The sequence below is a fragment of the Burkholderia sp. LK4 genome, assembly GCF_001043615.1.
Taxonomy (GTDB): domain Bacteria; phylum Pseudomonadota; class Gammaproteobacteria; order Burkholderiales; family Burkholderiaceae; genus Burkholderia; species Burkholderia cepacia.
This window is the reverse complement of record NZ_LDUL01000010.1, coordinates 75,665-92,615: the sequence shown is the minus strand read 5'-3', so window position 1 is coordinate 92,615 and position 16,951 is coordinate 75,665. Positions and strand designations below refer to the sequence as shown.

Sequence of the window (16,951 nt, the reverse complement as noted above, 5' to 3'; positions counted from 1 at the left end):
GGGGAAAAGGCCGAAGAACGGCCCGGCTGCCCGGCCGCGCCCCTTCAAGTCTTTGAAAACATGGCCGAATCCGCACGCCGATCGTCGATTGGTCTTGCATGCGCCCCGTATCCGGGTTAGAATCTTCGGCTTCTCACTTGCCACACCGGTTCAGACGCCCGGGTGGCTTTAATCCACAAGGAGTGTGTAATGCGTCATTACGAAATCGTATTCATCGTGCACCCCGATCAGAGCGAGCAAGTGCCCGCGATGATCGAGCGTTACAAGACCACGATCACGTCGCACGGCGGTCAGATCCACCGTGTCGAAGACTGGGGCCGTCGCCAACTGGCCTACATGATCGAGAAACTCGCGAAGGCTCACTACGTCTGCATGAACATCGAGTGCGACCAGACGACGCTCGACGAACTCGAACACGCGTTCAAGTTCAACGACGCCGTGCTGCGCCACCTCATCGTCAAGATGAAGAAGGCCGAAACCGGCCCGTCGCCGATGATGAAGGAAGTTCAGCGCGAAGAAGCCAAGAAGGCGGCTGCAGCTCAGCCGACCGAAGCGCAGGCTTAAGTTCGTCATTCATTAAGCCATCAAGGAGCGCGCCACTCACGTGAACAGGTTGCAATTGACGGCGAGCGTCGTCGAACGCGCACCGGTGCGATATACGCCGGCAGGTGTTCCGATCGCAAGCGCCACATTGCATCACCGCACGGAAGTCGTCGAAGCAGGCATTCCCCGTCAGGTCGAAATGACGATCGAGGCGGTGGCGGCCGGTGAGGCGAGCGGCAGGCTGGAAAGCCGTGAAATGGGCGTCGAAACGCTGTTCACGGGCTTCCTGGCAAAAAAAAGCCGCAACGCGAGAACCTTGGTGTTTCACATCACAGCATTGCAGGACATTGGAAAGGACTGAAATCATGCCCCGCCCGACTGGTAAGAAATTCGACAAGCGTCGTCAGCAACAAAACCCGCTCTTCAAGCGCAAGAAGTTCTGCCGTTTCACGGCCGCAGGCGTCGAGCAGATCGACTACAAGGACACGGAAACGCTGAAGGACTTCATCGGCGAAAACGGCAAGATCACGCCGGCGCGTCTGACGGGTACGAAGGCGCACTATCAGCGTCAGCTCGACACGGCAATCAAGCGTGCGCGTTTCCTCGCGCTGCTGCCGTACACCGATCAGCACAAGGCGTAACTCGGCGACGCCATAAGGAGAATTCGAATGCAAATCATTCTGTTGGAAAAAGTCGCCAATCTGGGCAACCTCGGCGACATCGTCAAGGTCAAGGACGGTTACGCTCGCAACTTCCTGATCCCGAACCGCAAGGCTCGCCGTGCAACGAAGGAAGCGATCGCCGAATTCGAAGTGCGCCGCGCTGAACTCGAAAAGATCGCCGCTGAAAAGCTGGCAGCATCGCAGGCAGTCGGCGAGAAGCTGAACGGCCAGTCGTTCGAAATCACGCAGAAGTCGGGCGTTGACGGCCGTCTGTTCGGCTCGGTCACGAACGGCGACGTCGCGGAACTGCTGAAGAAGGCAGGTTTCGAAGTCGAGAAGCTGCAAGTTCGCATGCCGGAAGGCCCGCTGAAGATGATCGGCGAGCACAACGTCCAGGTCGCGCTGCACACGGACGTCGTCGTCGACGTCACGATCAACGTGATCGGCGACCACGCGTAAGCGTACGCAAGCTTTCCGGGCGGCTTCCGTCGTCCGGACAAGGGCAGGCGCCCGGGCAACCGGGGCCTGCCTTTTTTATTGCCCGATCGCCGGAGCGGTAGCGCTGCTGCGATCTATTCGCGATAATCCCAACCCATGAACGCGCCGCAAGATCCCCAAATCGAATCGCTGAAAGTCCCGCCGCATTCGGTCGAAGCCGAACAGTCGGTGCTCGGCGGCCTGTTGCTCGACAACGCGGCATGGGACCGGATTGCCGACTTCCTGTCTCAGGGCGATTTCTATCGCTACGATCACCGGATCATCTACGAGCACATCGGCCGGCTGATCGCGTCGACGCGCCCGGCCGACGTCGTGACCGTGTACGAAGCGCTGACCACGTCCGGCAAGGCCGACGACGTCGGCGGCCTCGCGTACCTGAATGCCCTCGCGCAGAACACGCCGAGCGCCGCGAACATCCGCCGTTATGCGGAAATCGTGCGCGACCGTGCGGTGCTGCGCCGGCTCGTGTCGGTTGCCGACGAAATCTCGGCCGATGCGTTCAACCCGCAGGGCAAGGAAGTCCGTCAGCTGCTCGACGAGGCCGAATCGAAGGTGTTCTCGATCGCCGAAGAGGGCGCGCGCGGCAACCAGGGCTTCCTCGAGATCGGCCCGCTGCTCACGCAGGTCGTCGAGCGCATCGACACGCTGTACCACACCGCGAACCCGAGCGACGTCACGGGCACGCCGACGGGCTTCGTCGACCTCGACCGGATGACCTCCGGGATGCACGGCGGCGAACTGATCATCGTCGCGGGACGACCGTCGATGGGTAAGACCGCGTTCTCGATGAACATCGGCGAATACGTCGCGGTCGAGTACGGGCTGCCGGTCGCGGTGTTCTCGATGGAAATGCCGGGCACCCAGCTCGTGATGCGTATGCTCGGCTCGATCGGCCGGCTCGACCAGCACCGGATGCGTACCGGGCGCCTGACGGACGAGGATTGGCCGAAGCTGACGCACGCGGTGCAGAAGATGAGCGAGGCGCAGCTCTTCATCGACGAGACGGGCGGCCTGAACCCGATGGAATTGCGCTCGCGCGCGCGGCGCCTGGCGCGGCAGTGCGGCAAGCTCGGCCTGATTATCGTCGACTACCTGCAGCTGATGTCGGGTTCGTCGCAGGGCGAGAACCGCGCGACCGAAATCTCGGAAATCTCGCGATCGCTGAAGAGTCTCGCGAAGGAACTCGACGTGCCGGTGATCGCGCTGTCGCAGTTGAACCGTGGCCTCGAACAGCGCCCGAACAAGCGTCCGGTGATGTCCGATTTGCGCGAATCGGGCGCAATCGAACAGGATGCGGACGTGATCCTGTTCATTTACCGCGACGAAGTTTACAACCCGGACAGCCCCGACAAGGGCACGGCCGAGATCATCATCGGCAAGCAGCGTAACGGGCCGATCGGCCCCGTTCGGCTCACGTTCCTGGGGCAATACACGAAGTTCGACAACTTTGCGGGAGCGCAGACGTTCTACGGCGAGTAACGCCGATTGTAAAGTCCTAAATCGCCAAACGTTGTATCCAATCCCGGCGCGCGCATGTGCGCGCGTCGCGGCGCGACCGAAAACGGTACAATGTCGCCCGTTTTCGTGACAGTAGTTTGACAATCTCTCAGGAATCCCATGTTCGGTCGATTCATGCCCACCGAGGGCAAGTTCTTTGAACTCTTCAACGCGCACGCGAAGCACATCGTTTCCGGTGGCCGCGAGCTCGAACTGCTGATCGACAATCTCGCCGACGCCGAGATTCACAAGCAAAACGTGCAAATTGCCGAGAAGGCCGCCGACAAGCTCACGCACGAGGCGATCGATCTGCTGCACAAGACTTTCATCACGCCGCTCGATCGCGACGAGATCCACAAGCTGATCACGACGATGGACGACATCCTCGACCTGATGGAAGACGTCGCGACCGCCGTGTCGCTGTACGACGTGCAGTCCGTCACGTCCGAGGCGAGCCAGCTCGCGCACATCGTCACGCAGTCCGCCCAGCACGTGCAGCAGGCGGTCGGGTTGCTGTCGGACATGAAGCAGTCCGCGCAGATCCTCAAGCAGTGCGAGGAGATCGATCGCTGGGAATCGGAGGCCGATCGCGTGCTGCGCGCGGCGATGTCGAAGCTGTTCCGCGAGGAAGACGACGTGAAGACGCTCATCAAGCTGAAGGCGATCTACGAGCTGCTCGAAGAGATCACCGACAAGTGCGAGGACGTCGCGAACATCATCGAAGGCATCGTGCTGGAAAACGCCTGAGCGGACCACGATGCATTCGATACAACTCGCCCTCTGGATGGTCGCGACGCTCGTTCTCGTCGCGCTCGTATTCGACTTCATGAACGGCTTTCACGACGCGGCGAACTCGATCGCCACCGTCGTGTCGACCGGGGTGCTGAAGCCCCAGCAGGCCGTCGTGTTCGCGGCCGCGTTCAACGTGATCGCGTATTTCATCTTCCACCTTAAAGTCGCGCAGACCGTCGGCAAAGGCACGATCGACCCCGAGATCGTCGACCACTACGTCATATTCGGCGCGCTGGTCGGCGCGATCGGCTGGAACGTGATCACCTGGTACTACGGGATTCCGTCGAGCTCGTCGCACGCACTGATCGGCGGCCTCGTCGGCGCCGCGCTCGCGAAGTCGGGCTGGGGCTCGCTGAACATCGACGGACTGCTGAAGACGGTTGCGTTCATCTTCATTTCGCCGCTGCTCGGCTTCATCCTCGGTTCGCTGTTCATGCTCGGCGTGTCGTGGCTGTACTTCCGTACCGCGCCCAGCAAGGTCGACCGGCGCTTCCGCCGGTTGCAGCTGCTGTCGGCCGGCCTGTACAGTCTCGGCCACGGCGGCAACGACGCACAGAAGACGATCGGCATCATCTGGATGCTGCTGATCGCGAGCGGCTACGCATCGGCCACCGCCGATGCGCCGCCGGCGTGGGTGATCGGTGCGTGCTACCTGTCGATGGGCCTCGGCACGCTGTTCGGCGGCTGGCGCATCGTGCGTACGATGGGCCAGAAGATCACGAAGCTCAAGCCGGTCGGTGGTTTCTGCGCGGAAAGCGGCGGGGCGATCACGCTGTTCATCGCGTCGTTCCTCGGCATTCCCGTGTCGACCACGCATACGATCACCGGCGCGATCGTCGGTGTCGGTGCGACGCAGAAGCTGTCGGCCGTGCGCTGGGGCGTCGCCGGCAACATCGTGTGGGCGTGGGTACTGACACTGCCCGCAGCCGCGCTGTTCGCGGCCGGTGGATGGTGGCTCGGCCACCAGATCTTCTGATCGCCAGCACTGTCGAACGGACATGAAGTGCGCCGCAAGCCGAAAGGCTGCGGCGCATTTTCTATTGGGGCGGCGGAAGGGGGCGGCGAGGTGGAGGGCGGCGGATGCCGCCAACCTCGCGGCGGTCGAAGGTCGAGCGACCGGTCAGTAACTGCCGTTCGCGAACCGCGCGATCGGATCGTCTGCCGTACTCGTGCGCGGACTGACGGGCGCGGATTGCGTCGACGCACGCCACACCTGCACGGGCTCGGTGCTGCGTGGAGGCATCGACGCGGTGGCGGGCGGCGGTTCGGCATCGAAGGCGGCGGCCTGGGCGGCCGTCAGTGCGGTCGTCGGAATCTGCGTGCCGGCTTCCGCCGTGGCGGCGGGTGCGGCATTGGCCGTCGTCGCGGTCACCTCGTCATTCATCGACGTGGCCTGCTGCTGGGCCGCCTGCATCCGCGAGGGCGGCGGTTCGTACGGATCGGCGGCCGGTGCTGCTGGTGCAACTGCGGCCGTCGTCACGACCGGCGTGGTCGGGGCGGGCGCCTGCACCTGCGCCGCTCTCGCTTGCGACGACGCAGTCGCAGGTTGCCGCGGCGCGGTGGCAGCCGTCACGACCACCGGAGCAGCCGCGACCGCCGGCAAATTGCGCGGCTCGTCGCGCTTCGCCTCGTAGGTCGGCGCATCGAACGGCGTCGGTGCCCCGCGCGGCGGCGCGACGCGGCGAATGCCGTCGAAACGCTTGGCCCAGTACGGGTTCGTCAGGTAGTCGAGCCGTACGGTGCCGCCCGTCGACGGTGCGTTGACGAAGCGCAGCTTGCCAACGTAGATGCCGACGTGCGAATGCGGCCGTCCGGTTGTGTTGAAGAAGATCAGGTCGCCCGGCGCGATCTGGTCGGGCTCGACCGATACGCCGCGGCCGCTCATGTCGGCGGTCGTGCGCGGCAGGTTCACGTCGGCTGCGCGGCCGATCACGTAGCGCACGAGCCCGCTGCAGTCGAAGCCGCTCGTCGGCGTGTTGCCGCCCCAGCGATACGGGACGCCGACGAGGCTCATCGCCTGGATCGAAATTTCTTCCTGGCCGACGCTGTGATCGACGAACTTCGGGAAATTGGCGGGAGCGGGGAATGCGCGCGGCGTCGTGATCCTCATGCCCGACGCGGGGCGCGATGCCGACTGCGGCGGCACGCTGGAGCAGGCCGCAAGCAGTGAAACGACAGCAACGGGAACCCAGATTCGAAGCATGGCAAGGCGGGCGAGCGCGGGACGCTCGCGAATCGTATGACAACAGACAGACCCGATGGTAGACGTTCCGGCGGGACTTAATCAACCGTTCCTGAGAATTTACTTGAAGTTTCGCGCGTAAGTGCGGCTGTTGCGTAACGATGCATGACCAACGTTTCAGACCCCAAAAATAAAAACGGCGCTCCGGAAACGGAGCGCCGCGATGCGTCGACGGCCGGCCGACGGGCCGGCCTGTCGCGTTACAGGATGTCCGACGCGTAGTCGGCGAGTCGCGAGCGTTCGCCGCGCGCGAGCGTCACGTGGCCGCTGTGGCCCCAGCCCTTGAAGCGGTCGACGACGTACGTGAGCCCCGAGCTGCCTTCGGTCAGGTAAGGCGTGTCGATCTGCGCGATGTTGCCGAGGCACACGATCTTCGTGCCCGGGCCCGCGCGCGTGACGAGCGTCTTCATCTGCTTCGGCGTCAGGTTCTGCGCCTCGTCGATGATCAGGTACTTGTCGACGAACGTGCGGCCGCGCATGAAGTTCATGCTCTTCACCTTCAGGCGCGAACGGATCAGTTCCTGCGTCGCGGCACGCCCCCATTCGCCGGCGGCGTCGTCGGTCTTCTGCAGCACTTCGAGGTTGTCGTCGAATGCACCCATCCACGGCTGCATCTTCTCTTCCTCGGTGCCGGGCAGGAAACCGATGTCCTCGCCGACGGGCACGGTCGCGCGCGTCACGATGATCTCGTTGTAGCGCTTGTCGTCGAGCACCTGCGCGAGGCCGGCCGCGAGCGCGACGAGCGTCTTGCCGGTACCGGCCTGGCCGAGCAGCGTGACGAAGTCGATCTCCGGGTTCATCAGCAGGTTCAGCGCGAAATTCTGCTCGCGATTGCGCGCGGTGATGCCCCACACGTTGTTCTTGTGGTGGCTGTAGTCGCGCAGCGTCTGCAGCAGCGCCGTCTTGCCGTTCAGTTCGCGGACGATCGCATGGAACGTCGGCTCGCCGTTCTGCGGCTCGAGATAGACGAACTCGTTGACGAGCATCGACGCGACGAGCGGGCCCGTCACGCGGTAGTACGTGGTGCCCGTCTTCGTGTCCTGCCAGCTCTCCATGCCCTTCGCATGCTTGGTCCAGAAATCCTGCGGCAGCTCACGCACGCCGTTGTACAGGAGATCCGAATCCTCGAGCACCTGGTCGTTGAAGTAGTCTTCAGCGGGCAGGCCGAGCGCATGCGCCTTGATCCGCATGTTGATGTCTTTCGACACCAGCACGACCTGGCGGTCCGGCCGGTCGCGCTGCAGCGCGCGCACGACGCCGAGGATCTGGTTGTCGGCCTTGCCTTCGGGCAGGCCTTCGACGGGCGCGATGTCGGTGAGCTTCGTCTGGAAGTACAGGCGGCCGACCGCCTCGCGGCTGCCGAGGCGCGACAGCGGAATGCCGGCCGTGATCGGGCCCGCATCGGCGACCAGCGCGTCGAGCGTGCGGCTGACCTGGCGTGCGTTGCGCGCGACTTCGGACATCCCCTTCTTGTGGTTGTCGAGTTCCTCGAGCGTCATCATCGGCAGATAGACGTCGTGTTCCTCGAAGCGGAAGAGGCTGCTCGGGTCGTGCATCAGCACGTTGGTGTCGAGCACGAACAGTTTCTGCTGTTCGGCTTCGGCGGCCTTGCGGCTGCGCGATTTCGTCGCGGCGCCCGTGTCGCGCGCGGGAGCCGCCGCCGGTTTGCCGGCGGCCGGCTTGTCGTTGCGCGCGACGACCGGCGCCGCGGGTTCGGCGGGTGCCGGCATCGGCTGCAACAGTGCGGCCGTCTGTCTGGTCTTGCGACCGCGTGCGGGTGCGCTCGCGGTTTCCTGCGCCGAAGACGCGACGGCGCGCAGCGGCGCGGCCGTGTTCGCGGCTTCGATCATCGGTTGGGCCACGCTCGCCGGACCGTAGTCACCGGCTGTGGATGCGTCCCCTTCGGCGGATTTCTTCGCGGCTTTCGCGGGCCGCGCTTTCGCCTTGTATTCGTCGGGCGGCAGCAGGCTGCCGAGCTTGCTGGGGGGGGTAGGCAAAGGCATGGTGTCCCTCGGGAGGAATCGTGTCGCATGGCGTGCGCCGCTGATCGCATCCTGCGTGACGTAGATGCATGCAGTTTGCGCGCGGTGGCGCACAGGAATTTCGTCTAGCCGGTTCGCCTAAGTGTCGATCAGCTCCTCGATGCGGTAAAGGCCGGACCGGGGAGGGCCGGCGCGCGTTCCATAAAAAAAGCCGCTGCCCCGTCGACAGGGACATGCGGCTCGGCTGATGCCGTCGTGATGCGCGTCAGGTGCCATGAAGCATTGCAACAGGCACCGGCGCAGCTACGAGAAATATGGGGCGAACTGGCATTCATTGCGGCCCAATATAACGCGCCTCAAAGCGCTTGTACAGCACTTAGCACGTCGTCCACATGACCCGGTACCTTGATGCCGCGCCATGCCTGGCGAAGCACGCCGTCGGCGTCGATCAGGAACGTCGAGCGCTCGATTCCGCGCACTTCCTTCCCATACATTTTCTTCATCTTGATGACATCGAACAGCGCGCACAGCGCTTCGTCGGCATCGGAAATCAGCGGGAACGGCAGTTCGAGCTTTGCCTTGAAATTGTCATGCGAGCGCAGGCTGTCGCGCGACACGCCGATGACTTCCGCACCGGCTTTCTTGAACTTCGGATAGAGATCGCGGAACTGCAGCCCTTCGGTCGTGCAGCCCGGCGTGTTGTCCTTCGGATAGAAGTACAGCACGAGTTTCTTGCCCTTCAGGCCGGACAGCGAAATGTCGCCGCCCGTGGCCGGTGCGGTGAAATCGGGAACTTGACGGTCAACTTCGACGGACACGTGTTTCTCCTGTTGTTATGGAAAGGCGCCGCTGCGGCGGCGCGGTTCGGCGGGGCGTCGCGGCAGCGCGCCGCATGGGCGGCGCGGGCGACGCCGGCGCGCGCGAACTCAGTCGGGCTGGACGATCAGTTCGCCGGAGCGGCCGGGAATTTCGCCCCACGTGACAGGGTACGATGGCAGCGAGTCGCGGTCCAGCGTCGCGTGGTAGTCGCCCATCGTCGCAAACGTGTGGCCTTGCGCGCGCCAGCCGGCGAGCAGTTGCTCGAACACGGGCGCGAGCTTCTGGCCTTCCAGTTCCGCATGCAGCGTGAACACCTGGTCGTGCGGATTGGTTTCGGTGAACTTGAGGATGTGCGCGGCGACGTTGTGCGTGTCGACGCCGTCGATGCCGAGCACTTCGTCGAGCGTCGGCAGCGTGGTCGGCATCTGCACGTGCGACAGCGTGCGGCCGTCGACGACGGGCAGGTACGGCGAATGGCCGCGGCCGTCGGATGCGTAGCGCATCCCCCATGCGTCGATCTGCTCGAACGCGGAATCGTTCATCTGCCAGCCGGCCGCGCCGTGCGTGACGGGCGGCGCGCCGAAGATCTCGATGAAGCGCGCGTGACTCTTCTGCATTTCACGCGCGGTCCAGTCGCGATCGCGCGCACGGACGTTGTCCTGCCAGTACACGTGATCCCACGTGTGGATCCCGCATTCGAAGCCGGCCTCGTGAATCGCGCGCATGTCGGCGATCGCGCGGCGGCCGATGTCGGGGCCCGGCAGCAGCACGCCGTACATCAGCTGCTTCACGCCGTAGTGTTCGACCACCGACGTGCGCGACACCTTCTTCAGGAAGCCGGGGCGGAACACGCGCCGCAGCGCCCAGCCCGTGTGATCGGGCCCGAGGCTGAAGAGGAAGGTCGCGCGCGCACTGAAGCGGTCGAAGATGCGCGCGAGGTTCGGCACGCCTTCGCGCGTGCCGCGCAGCGTGTCGACGTCGATCTTGAGGACGATGCGAGCCAAGCGAACGTCCCGCTCAGCCTTGCTGCTCGACGAGCGCGCGCGCGTCGGCGACGTGGCCGCGATACGCTTCGAAGATGTTGCGCAGCGCGTCGTCGAACGTCGCCTGCGGTGCCCAGCCGAGCTCCTGCATCGTGTTGTCGATCTTCGGCACGCGGTTCTGCACGTCCTGGTAGCCGTTGCCGTAGTACGCGCCGGACGTCGTCTCGACGAGCTTCACCTGCTTGGCCGAATCGGCGTATTCGGGGAATTCCGCCGCCAGCTCGAGCATCTTGTGCGCGAGTTCGCGAACCGAGAAGTTGTTCTTCGGATTCCCGATGTTGTAGATCTTGCCCGACGCGACGCCGTCCTTGTTCTCGATGATCTTCATCAGCGCGCTGATGCCGTCGCCGATGTCGGTGAATGCGCGCTTCTGCGAGCCGCCGTCGACGAGGCTGATGTTCTCGCCGCGCACGATGTGGCCGAGGAACTGCGTGACGACGCGGGAGCTGCCTTCCTTCGGCGTGTAGATCGAGTCGAGGCCCGGGCCGATCCAGTTGAACGGACGGAACAGCGTGAAGTTCAGGCCTTCCATCCCGTAGCCCCAGATCACGCGGTCCATCAGCTGCTTCGAGCACGCGTAGATCCAGCGCGGCTTGTTGATCGGGCCGTAGGTGAGGGCCGATGCATCCGGGTCGAACTGCTCGTCCGAGCACATGCCGTAGACCTCGGAGGTCGACGGGAACACGAGGTGCTTGCCGTACTTGACGGCCGAACGCACGATCGGCAGGTTCGCCTCGAAGTCGAGTTCGAACACGCGCAGCGGCTGCTGGACGTAGGTGGCGGGCGTCGCGATCGCGACGAGCGGCAGGATCACGTCGCACTTCTTCACGTGATACTCGACCCACTCCTTGTTGATCGTGATGTCGCCTTCGAAGAAATGCATCCGCTCGTGGTTGACGAGGTCGCCCAGCCGGTCGGTCTGCATGTCCATGCCGAACACTTCCCAATCGGTGGTTTCAAGAATGCGCTTCGACAGGTGATGGCCGATGAAGCCGTTCACACCCAGGATCAGGACTTTTTTTGCTTTCATGAATGACGGGAAGAATGAATGAACTGCGCGAATTCCGCGGGCGTCACGACGGTTTCGCTGCCGTCGCGCTGCTGCCACAGCTCGAGAATGGATAGGGCGCGGCTGTCGCCGCAGACGCCGAATAGCGCATTATCGCTTACGTGCAGGCCGGGCGGCAAATCTGCCGCGGCGGCAGCTGCCGCGCTGCCGGGCGCCGCGAGGCGCGCGCGCGCGATCACGAAACGCGTGCCGTCGACGTCCGTGAACGCGCCCGGATAAGGGGGCGCGACCGCACGCACCAGGTTGTAGACCTGCGCGGCCGGCTTCGACCAGTCGACGCGGCCGTCCTCGGGCTTGCGCCCGCCGTAGTAGCTGCCGGTCGCGAGGTCGTTCGGCAGGTGCGGCGCCTCGCCCGCGAGCAGCGCGGGCAGTACGCGCCAGAGCGTCTGCTCGGCGGCCACCGTGACCTTGTCGAACACCTGCGCGGCCGTGTCGTCCGGCAGGATCGGCACCGCGGTCTGGGCGATGATCGCGCCCGCGTCGGGCTTCGCGGCCATCTCGTGCAGCGTCGCGCCGGTTTCGGTCTCGCCGTTCAGTACGGCCCAGTTGGTCGGTACCCGACCCCGGTATTTCGGCAGCAGCGAACCGTGCATGTTGTACGCGCCGCGCGGCGCGATCGCGAGCAGGTCCACCGGCAGCATGTGCCGGTAGTAGAACGAGAAGATGAAATCGGGCTGCGCGTCGGACACCGCGCGGCGCAGCGCCGGATCGGCGGGATCGGCCGGCGTGACGACCGGGATCCCGTGCTCGGCGGCGACCGATGCGACGCTGCCGAACCAGATGTTCTCGTTCGGGTTGTCCTCGTGCGTGACGACGAGTGCGACGTCGACGCCGCGCGCGAGCAGCACCTGCAGGCAGCGCACGCCGACGTTGTGATACGCGAAGACGACTGCGCGCGGTTTCATTGCCCGGCTCCCGTGCGGTTCGTGCCGGCCGGCACCGGCGGCACGCCGTCGTGCTGCTCGAGCACGGCCTGGATCAGGTAGCGCGGCCGCGCGCGCACCTGCTGGTAGATGCGGCCGACGTACTCGCCGAGCAGGCCGAGCGCGAAGATGATCACGCCGAGCAGGAAGAACGTGATCGCGAACAGCGTGAACACGCCTTGCACTTCCGCGCCGACGATGAAGCGTCGCACGAGCAGCAGCACGAACAGCGCGGCGGAGCCGAGCGACAGGATCACGCCGATGAACGACAGCCACTGCAGCGGCACGACCGAGAAGCCCGTCACGAGGTCGAAGTTCAGCCGGATCAGGCTGTACAGCGAGTACTTCGATTCGCCGGCGAAGCGCTCCTCGTGCGCGACCTCGATCTCGGTCGGCCTCTGCGCGAACGTATAGGCGAGCGCGGGGATGAACGTGTTGACTTCGCCGCACACGTTGATCGTATCGATGATGCGGCGGCTGTACGCGCGCAGCATGCAGCCCTGGTCGGTCATCTTGATGCGCGTGATGCGCTCGCGCAGCCGGTTCATCATCTGCGACGCCTTGCGCCGCCACAGGCTGTCCTGGCGCTGCTTGCGGATCGAGCCGACGTAGTCGTAGCCCTCGCGCATCTTCGCGATCAGCTTGGCGATTTCCTCGGGCGGGTTCTGCAGGTCGGCGTCGAGCGTGATGACGATCTCGCCGCGCGATTGCGCGAAGCCGGCGAGGATCGCCATGTGCTGGCCGTAGTTGCCGTTGAGCAGCACGATGCGCGTCGTGTCGGGACGTACGTGGAACTGATCGGCGAGCATCGCGGCCGAGCGGTCGCGGCTGCCGTCGTTGATCAGGATCACTTCGTATGACGTGTCGAGTGCGTCGAGCGCCGGATACAGCCGCGCGAACAGCGCGGCGAGGCCGTCTTCCTCGTTGTACACGGGGATGATGACCGATACTTCGGGACGGCCTGCGTCCAGGTGCCCGGCGCCCGGATGCCCGGCGCGTGCTTCAAGGTGACTCATGTACGCTTAATTTCCGTATTGTTCGCAAATCTGGTTGATGGCGTCGACCACGCGACGCACGTCGCCTTCCGTCATCTGCGTGAAGAGCGGCAGCGTGACGGTCGACGCGCCGTACCGTTCGGCGTGGGGGAACATGCCCTCCTTGAAGCCGCGCGCACGGTACAGCGTGAAAAGATGGATCGCCGGGTAGTGGATGCCCGTGCCGATGCCGCGTTCCTTCATCTGCGCCATGAACTCGGCGCGGGTGATCGTCATCCGCTCGAGCGGCAGCGTGATCAGGAACATGTGCCAGTTGCCGTTCTCGAATTCGGCGACCGGCAGGCCGACGCCGAGCTTCACGGCCGCGCTGCCGTCGAATGCGTCGAAATACGCGCGTGCGAGCGCGCGGCGCTGCGCGGTGAAGCGTTCGATGTGCGGCAGCTGGCCGAGGCCGACACGCGCGGCGACGTCGGTCAGGTTGTACTTGCCGCCGAGCACGTCGCAGTCCATCCCGTCGAAGCCGGTGCGCGTGATGCCCTGCAGCCGGTACTTCTGCGCGAGCGTCGCTTCTTCCTCGTTGTTCAGCACGAGCGCGCCGCCTTCGATCGTCGTGAGGTTCTTGTTCGCGTGGAAGCTGAACGACACGATGTCGCCGATCGCGCCGATGCGCTTGCCTTTCCACGTCGAGCCGAACGCCTGCGCGGCGTCCTCGATCACGCGCAGCTTGTGCGCGCGCGCGATCGCGTACAGGCGGTCCATGTCGACCGGCAGGCCGGACAGGAACACGGGGATGATCGCCTTCGTGCGCGGCGTGATCGCCTGCTCGAGCTTGTCGAGGTCGATGTTGCGCGTGACGGGATCGATGTCGGCGAACACGGGCGTCGCGCCCGTCTCGAGGATCACGTTGCTGGTCGAGACCCACGACGCCGGCGTCGTGATCACCTCGTCGCCGGGGCCGACGCCCGCGATGCGCAGGCCGATCTCGAGCGTGCAGGTGCCCGAGTTGAACGCGCGGACCGGACGGCCGCCGCAGTATTCGGACAGCGCCGCTTCGAATTTCTGGCTTTGCGGGCCGGTGGTGATCCAGCCCGAACGCAGCACTTCGACGACGCCCTGGATGGTTTCCTCATCGATCTCGGGGCGGGTGAACGGCAGAAACGGAGCGGTAGTCTGGCTCATGTACGCTTTGGCCTGTAATGGCGTGTAATAAAAGGGTCGGGCGATCCCGGCCGAAACCGGCATTAAACACCGGTTGGCGGAAACGCACCGTGATTTTTTGTAGGCGGACGCTTAACGCGGCGGAGCGTGCTCAGCTTCGCGCGAGCACCAGCACGCCGATCAGGATGATGCCGATGCCGACGAGCCGCTGGATCGACAGCACCTCGCCGAACAGGTACCAGGCCGCGAACGCGTTGACGACGTAGCCGAGCGACAGCATCGGGTACGCGATCGACACGTCGACCCGCGACAGCCCGAGGATCCAGACCACGACGCTCAGCACGTAGCAGCCGAGGCCGCCGATGATCGGCAGCTGGGTGGCGATCTTCAGCCCGACCGGGATGATGTTCGCACGGCTGAACTCGAAGTGCCCGACGGCGTTGACGCCGGCCTTCAGCAGCAGTTGCGCAACGGCGTTGAGCATCACGCCGGTGACGATGCAGACGAGCGAAACGGGATTCATGCGATGGGCGTCCTTACGATTGCGGTTTCTCGACGATCACGCGACGGTTGTCGCGCGCGATCACGCGCATCGGCACGCCTTGCTTGACCAGGGCGTCGTACTGGCCGGGCGGCATGATCGCGAGCGCATGGGTTTCCTGCTTCCAGCGCGTGATCCATTCGTCGACGGTCGGAATCCACTTGTTGGGCTCCATCGAGATGCCGAACGCGAGCTCGTCCTGGCGCTGGACCATGATCGTCGTATGGCCCATGTAGAACGGGAACGTGTGATCGAGCATCTCGATCGAGTAGAACGGCGTGTCGGGCGGCAGTTTCGCCAGCTCGGCGCGCACCGTCGGCGCGAGCAGCGCGCCCGAGCTGTAGCGGCCGAACTCGTCGTGCCCGGTGCCGCCGATCGTGCCGAAGGCGAGCCACGCGGCGCCGAACGCGGCAAGCGCGGCGGCGACGCCCGTGCGGCGGTTCAGCCAGGCGGCCGCGAGCGTCAGCGCGGCGGCGACCGCGAGGCCAGCATACAGCCACATCTGGAACGCGCGGTACAGCGCGTTCGGCGTGCGGGCATCGCCCTGGTACGCGAGGAAGATGATCCCGAACGCCGCGGCGACGAAGAACACGAGGTAGCCGAGCAGGTGGCGGCGGAACCGGTCGGCGGTCATCAGCGGCAGGTACGCGCCGATGATCAGCGCGAGCGCAGGCGCGACCGGCAGCACGTACGAGATCAGCTTCGAATGCGACGCGCTGAAGAACAGGAAGATGAATGCGCTCCAGATCAGCAGCACGAGCATCGGCGAGAAGCCGTTCGGCTGGCGCGGCATCCGCAGCGCATGGCGGATGCTCTGCCACGCAACCGACAGCCACGGCAGGAAGCCGACCAGCAGCACGGGCACGAAGTAGTAGAGCGGGCCCGGACGGTTCTGTTCCGGGGTCAGGTACCGGCGGAACTGCTGGACGATGAAGAAGAAGTTGAAGAACTCGGGGTTGCGCTGCTGGACGAGCACGAACCACGGCGTGACGATCGCGAAGAAGATCACGAGGCCGCTCACCAGGTACAGGCGCTTCCAGAGTGCCCAGTCGCGCGCGATCAACGTATAGAGCACGAGCACGGCGCCGGGCAGGATCAGGCCGACGAGGCCCTTCGACAGCACCGCGAACGCCATCGCGGCCCAGCACGCCCACATCCAGCCGCGTGCCGCGGCCGGGCGCAGCCCGGGCCGTTGCGCGAGCAGCAGCGAGCACAGCGACAGCGCCATCCAGAACGCAAGGCCCATGTCGAGCGCGTTGAAGTGGCCCATCAGGTTCCAGTACGGCGACGCCGCGAGCACGACGGCGGCGAGGAAGCCCGACAGCGGGTTGAACAGGCGCGCGCCCGTGAAGCCGACCAGCAGCACGCCGGCGAAGCTCGCGACGGCCGTGTAGAGGCGCGCCTGCCATTCGCCGATGCCGAACCACGCGAACGTGAGCGCGTTCAGCCAGGTCTGCAGCGGCGGCTTCTCGAAGTACTTGTAGCCGTTGTAGCGCGGCGTGATCCAGTCGCCGGTGACGAACATCTCGCGCGCCATTTCCGCGTAGCGGCCTTCGTCGCTCGGGATCAGGTGGCGCAGCCCGAGCGGCGCGAACCAGACGATCGCGAGCGCGACGACGAGGAGGACGAGCGTGATGCGGTTGAGCGGTAGCCTCGACGGCGTATCGTTCATGGATTTTCAGCCTGTTGGTTGTTGTGACGGGCCGCCGGCGGGTTGCGCCGGGGGCGGGCGGCCTGGCCGGGCCGATCCGGGGGATCGACCCGCTGCGCCGGCCCGAGTTTTACCGCATCGCGGATTAACGTTCAATTAAGAGCGCGGCGGCGACTTTGCGGCCTTCGGCCATCAGGATGTTGTAGGTGCGGCAGGCCGCCTGGAAATCCATCGTCTCGACGCCGATCCGCTTGGCCGTGAGTGCCGCGACGAGCCGCGGGTGCGGGAAGCGCAGCCGTGCGCCGCTGCCGAAGATGACAAGTTCGGGCGTCGGCTCGAGCAGCATCGCGAAATGCTCGGGCGCGAGCGCGTCGAACGACGACACGGGCCACGTCTGGACCGGCGCGCCGGGCAGCACGATGACGCTCGTTTCATGGCGTTCGAGATTGACGTCGACATAATCGGGGCCGTAGCCGGTGACGGTGTTGAGCGCGCCGCTCGCGTCCTGGTGCAGTTTCAAGTCGGTATTCCGCGGT

At 65.1% G+C, this 16,951-nt stretch carries 18 protein-coding genes and 1 pseudogene; 8 read left to right on the top strand and 11 right to left on the bottom strand.

Features of this window, described 5'->3' with window-relative positions; genetic code table 11:
• The first annotated feature begins 189 nt into the window (after window positions 1–189).
• The 7 genes from rpsF (at window position 190) to VK92_RS05960 (ending at window position 4,968) form a co-directional block, all read left to right on the top strand.
• Window positions 190–564, top strand: a complete 375-nt coding sequence (gene rpsF, locus VK92_RS05990; RefSeq protein WP_006402295.1) for a 30S ribosomal protein S6 — start codon at window positions 190–192, stop codon at window positions 562–564.
• A gap of 40 nt (window positions 565–604) precedes the next feature.
• Window positions 605–904: a primosomal replication protein N gene (gene priB / locus VK92_RS05985; RefSeq protein WP_011657069.1), complete on the top strand. Its 300-nt coding sequence runs from the start codon at window positions 605–607 to the stop codon at window positions 902–904.
• 4 nt (window positions 905–908) lie between these two features.
• Window positions 909–1,184, top strand: coding sequence for a 30S ribosomal protein S18 (rpsR, locus tag VK92_RS05980; RefSeq protein WP_006486248.1), 276 nt, complete (start codon window positions 909–911; stop codon window positions 1,182–1,184).
• Between the two features lie 27 nt (window positions 1,185–1,211).
• Window positions 1,212–1,664 (top strand): 50S ribosomal protein L9, encoded by a 453-nt coding sequence (gene rplI, locus VK92_RS05975; protein ID WP_021156519.1) that lies wholly within the window; start codon window positions 1,212–1,214, stop codon window positions 1,662–1,664.
• A gap of 135 nt (window positions 1,665–1,799) precedes the next feature.
• Window positions 1,800–3,182 (top strand): replicative DNA helicase, encoded by a 1,383-nt coding sequence (locus tag VK92_RS05970; RefSeq protein WP_006486249.1) that lies wholly within the window; start codon window positions 1,800–1,802, stop codon window positions 3,180–3,182.
• Between the two features lie 138 nt (window positions 3,183–3,320).
• A complete protein-coding gene (locus VK92_RS05965; RefSeq protein ID WP_006478627.1) occupies window positions 3,321–3,947 on the top strand; it encodes a DUF47 domain-containing protein in 627 nt (208 codons plus the stop codon).
• 10 nt (window positions 3,948–3,957) lie between these two features.
• On the top strand, window positions 3,958–4,968 hold the full coding sequence (locus VK92_RS05960; RefSeq protein WP_021156518.1) for an inorganic phosphate transporter: 1,011 nt from the start codon (window positions 3,958–3,960) through the stop codon (window positions 4,966–4,968).
• Window positions 4,969–5,112: 144 nt separating this feature from the next.
• Here the strand turns inward: VK92_RS05960 and VK92_RS05955 are convergent, their stop codons facing one another.
• Window positions 5,113–6,195 (bottom strand): C40 family peptidase, encoded by a 1,083-nt coding sequence (locus tag VK92_RS05955; protein WP_048021046.1) that lies wholly within the window; start codon window positions 6,193–6,195, stop codon window positions 5,113–5,115.
• A 239-nt stretch (window positions 6,196–6,434) separates the two neighbouring features.
• A complete protein-coding gene (locus VK92_RS05950; protein WP_042972757.1) occupies window positions 6,435–8,237 on the bottom strand; it encodes a PhoH family protein in 1,803 nt (600 codons plus the stop codon).
• Between VK92_RS05950 and VK92_RS43390 the strand changes: the two are divergent.
• Window positions 8,133–8,374: pseudogene (locus VK92_RS43390) on the top strand (hypothetical protein); the annotation flags it as partial. The gene VK92_RS05950 and the pseudogene VK92_RS43390 overlap by 105 nt on opposite strands.
• Before the next feature lie 198 nt (window positions 8,375–8,572).
• On the opposite strand, the gene VK92_RS05945 reads toward VK92_RS43390, so the two are convergent.
• The 9 genes from VK92_RS05945 to VK92_RS05905 form a co-directional block, all read right to left on the bottom strand.
• A complete protein-coding gene (locus tag VK92_RS05945) occupies window positions 8,573–9,034 on the bottom strand; it encodes a peroxiredoxin (protein WP_011657063.1) in 462 nt (153 codons plus the stop codon).
• Between the two features lie 108 nt (window positions 9,035–9,142).
• Window positions 9,143–10,039, bottom strand: a complete 897-nt coding sequence (locus VK92_RS05940) for a polysaccharide deacetylase family protein (protein ID WP_021156515.1) — start codon at window positions 10,037–10,039, stop codon at window positions 9,143–9,145.
• A gap of 13 nt (window positions 10,040–10,052) precedes the next feature.
• A complete protein-coding gene (locus tag VK92_RS05935) occupies window positions 10,053–11,108 on the bottom strand; it encodes a bifunctional UDP-4-keto-pentose/UDP-xylose synthase (RefSeq protein WP_006482864.1) in 1,056 nt (351 codons plus the stop codon).
• Window positions 11,105–12,052 (bottom strand): formyltransferase, encoded by a 948-nt coding sequence (locus VK92_RS05930; protein WP_021156514.1) that lies wholly within the window; start codon window positions 12,050–12,052, stop codon window positions 11,105–11,107. Before VK92_RS05930 ends, VK92_RS05935 begins: the two co-directional genes overlap by 4 nt.
• Window positions 12,049–13,086 carry a glycosyltransferase gene (locus VK92_RS05925; protein ID WP_048021048.1) on the bottom strand — a complete coding sequence of 346 codons (1,038 nt, stop codon included), beginning with the start codon at window positions 13,084–13,086 and terminating at the stop codon, window positions 12,049–12,051. Before VK92_RS05925 ends, VK92_RS05930 begins: the two co-directional genes overlap by 4 nt.
• A 6-nt stretch (window positions 13,087–13,092) precedes the next feature.
• The gene (locus VK92_RS05920) at window positions 13,093–14,244 is read right to left on the bottom strand and encodes a DegT/DnrJ/EryC1/StrS family aminotransferase (protein WP_048021050.1); all 1,152 of its coding nucleotides are present in this window, start codon (window positions 14,242–14,244) and stop codon (window positions 13,093–13,095) included.
• Window positions 14,245–14,374: 130 nt separating this feature from the next.
• Window positions 14,375–14,746 (bottom strand): EamA family transporter, encoded by a 372-nt coding sequence (locus VK92_RS05915; RefSeq protein WP_021156511.1) that lies wholly within the window; start codon window positions 14,744–14,746, stop codon window positions 14,375–14,377.
• A 13-nt stretch (window positions 14,747–14,759) separates the two neighbouring features.
• Entirely contained in the window at window positions 14,760–16,436 is a 1,677-nt protein-coding gene (locus VK92_RS05910; RefSeq protein WP_048021053.1) for a glycosyltransferase family 39 protein, read from the bottom strand.
• A 124-nt stretch (window positions 16,437–16,560) separates the two neighbouring features.
• Window positions 16,561–16,935: an Mth938-like domain-containing protein gene (locus tag VK92_RS05905; RefSeq protein ID WP_021156508.1), complete on the bottom strand. Its 375-nt coding sequence runs from the start codon at window positions 16,933–16,935 to the stop codon at window positions 16,561–16,563.
• Window positions 16,936–16,951: the final 16 nt, after the last annotated feature.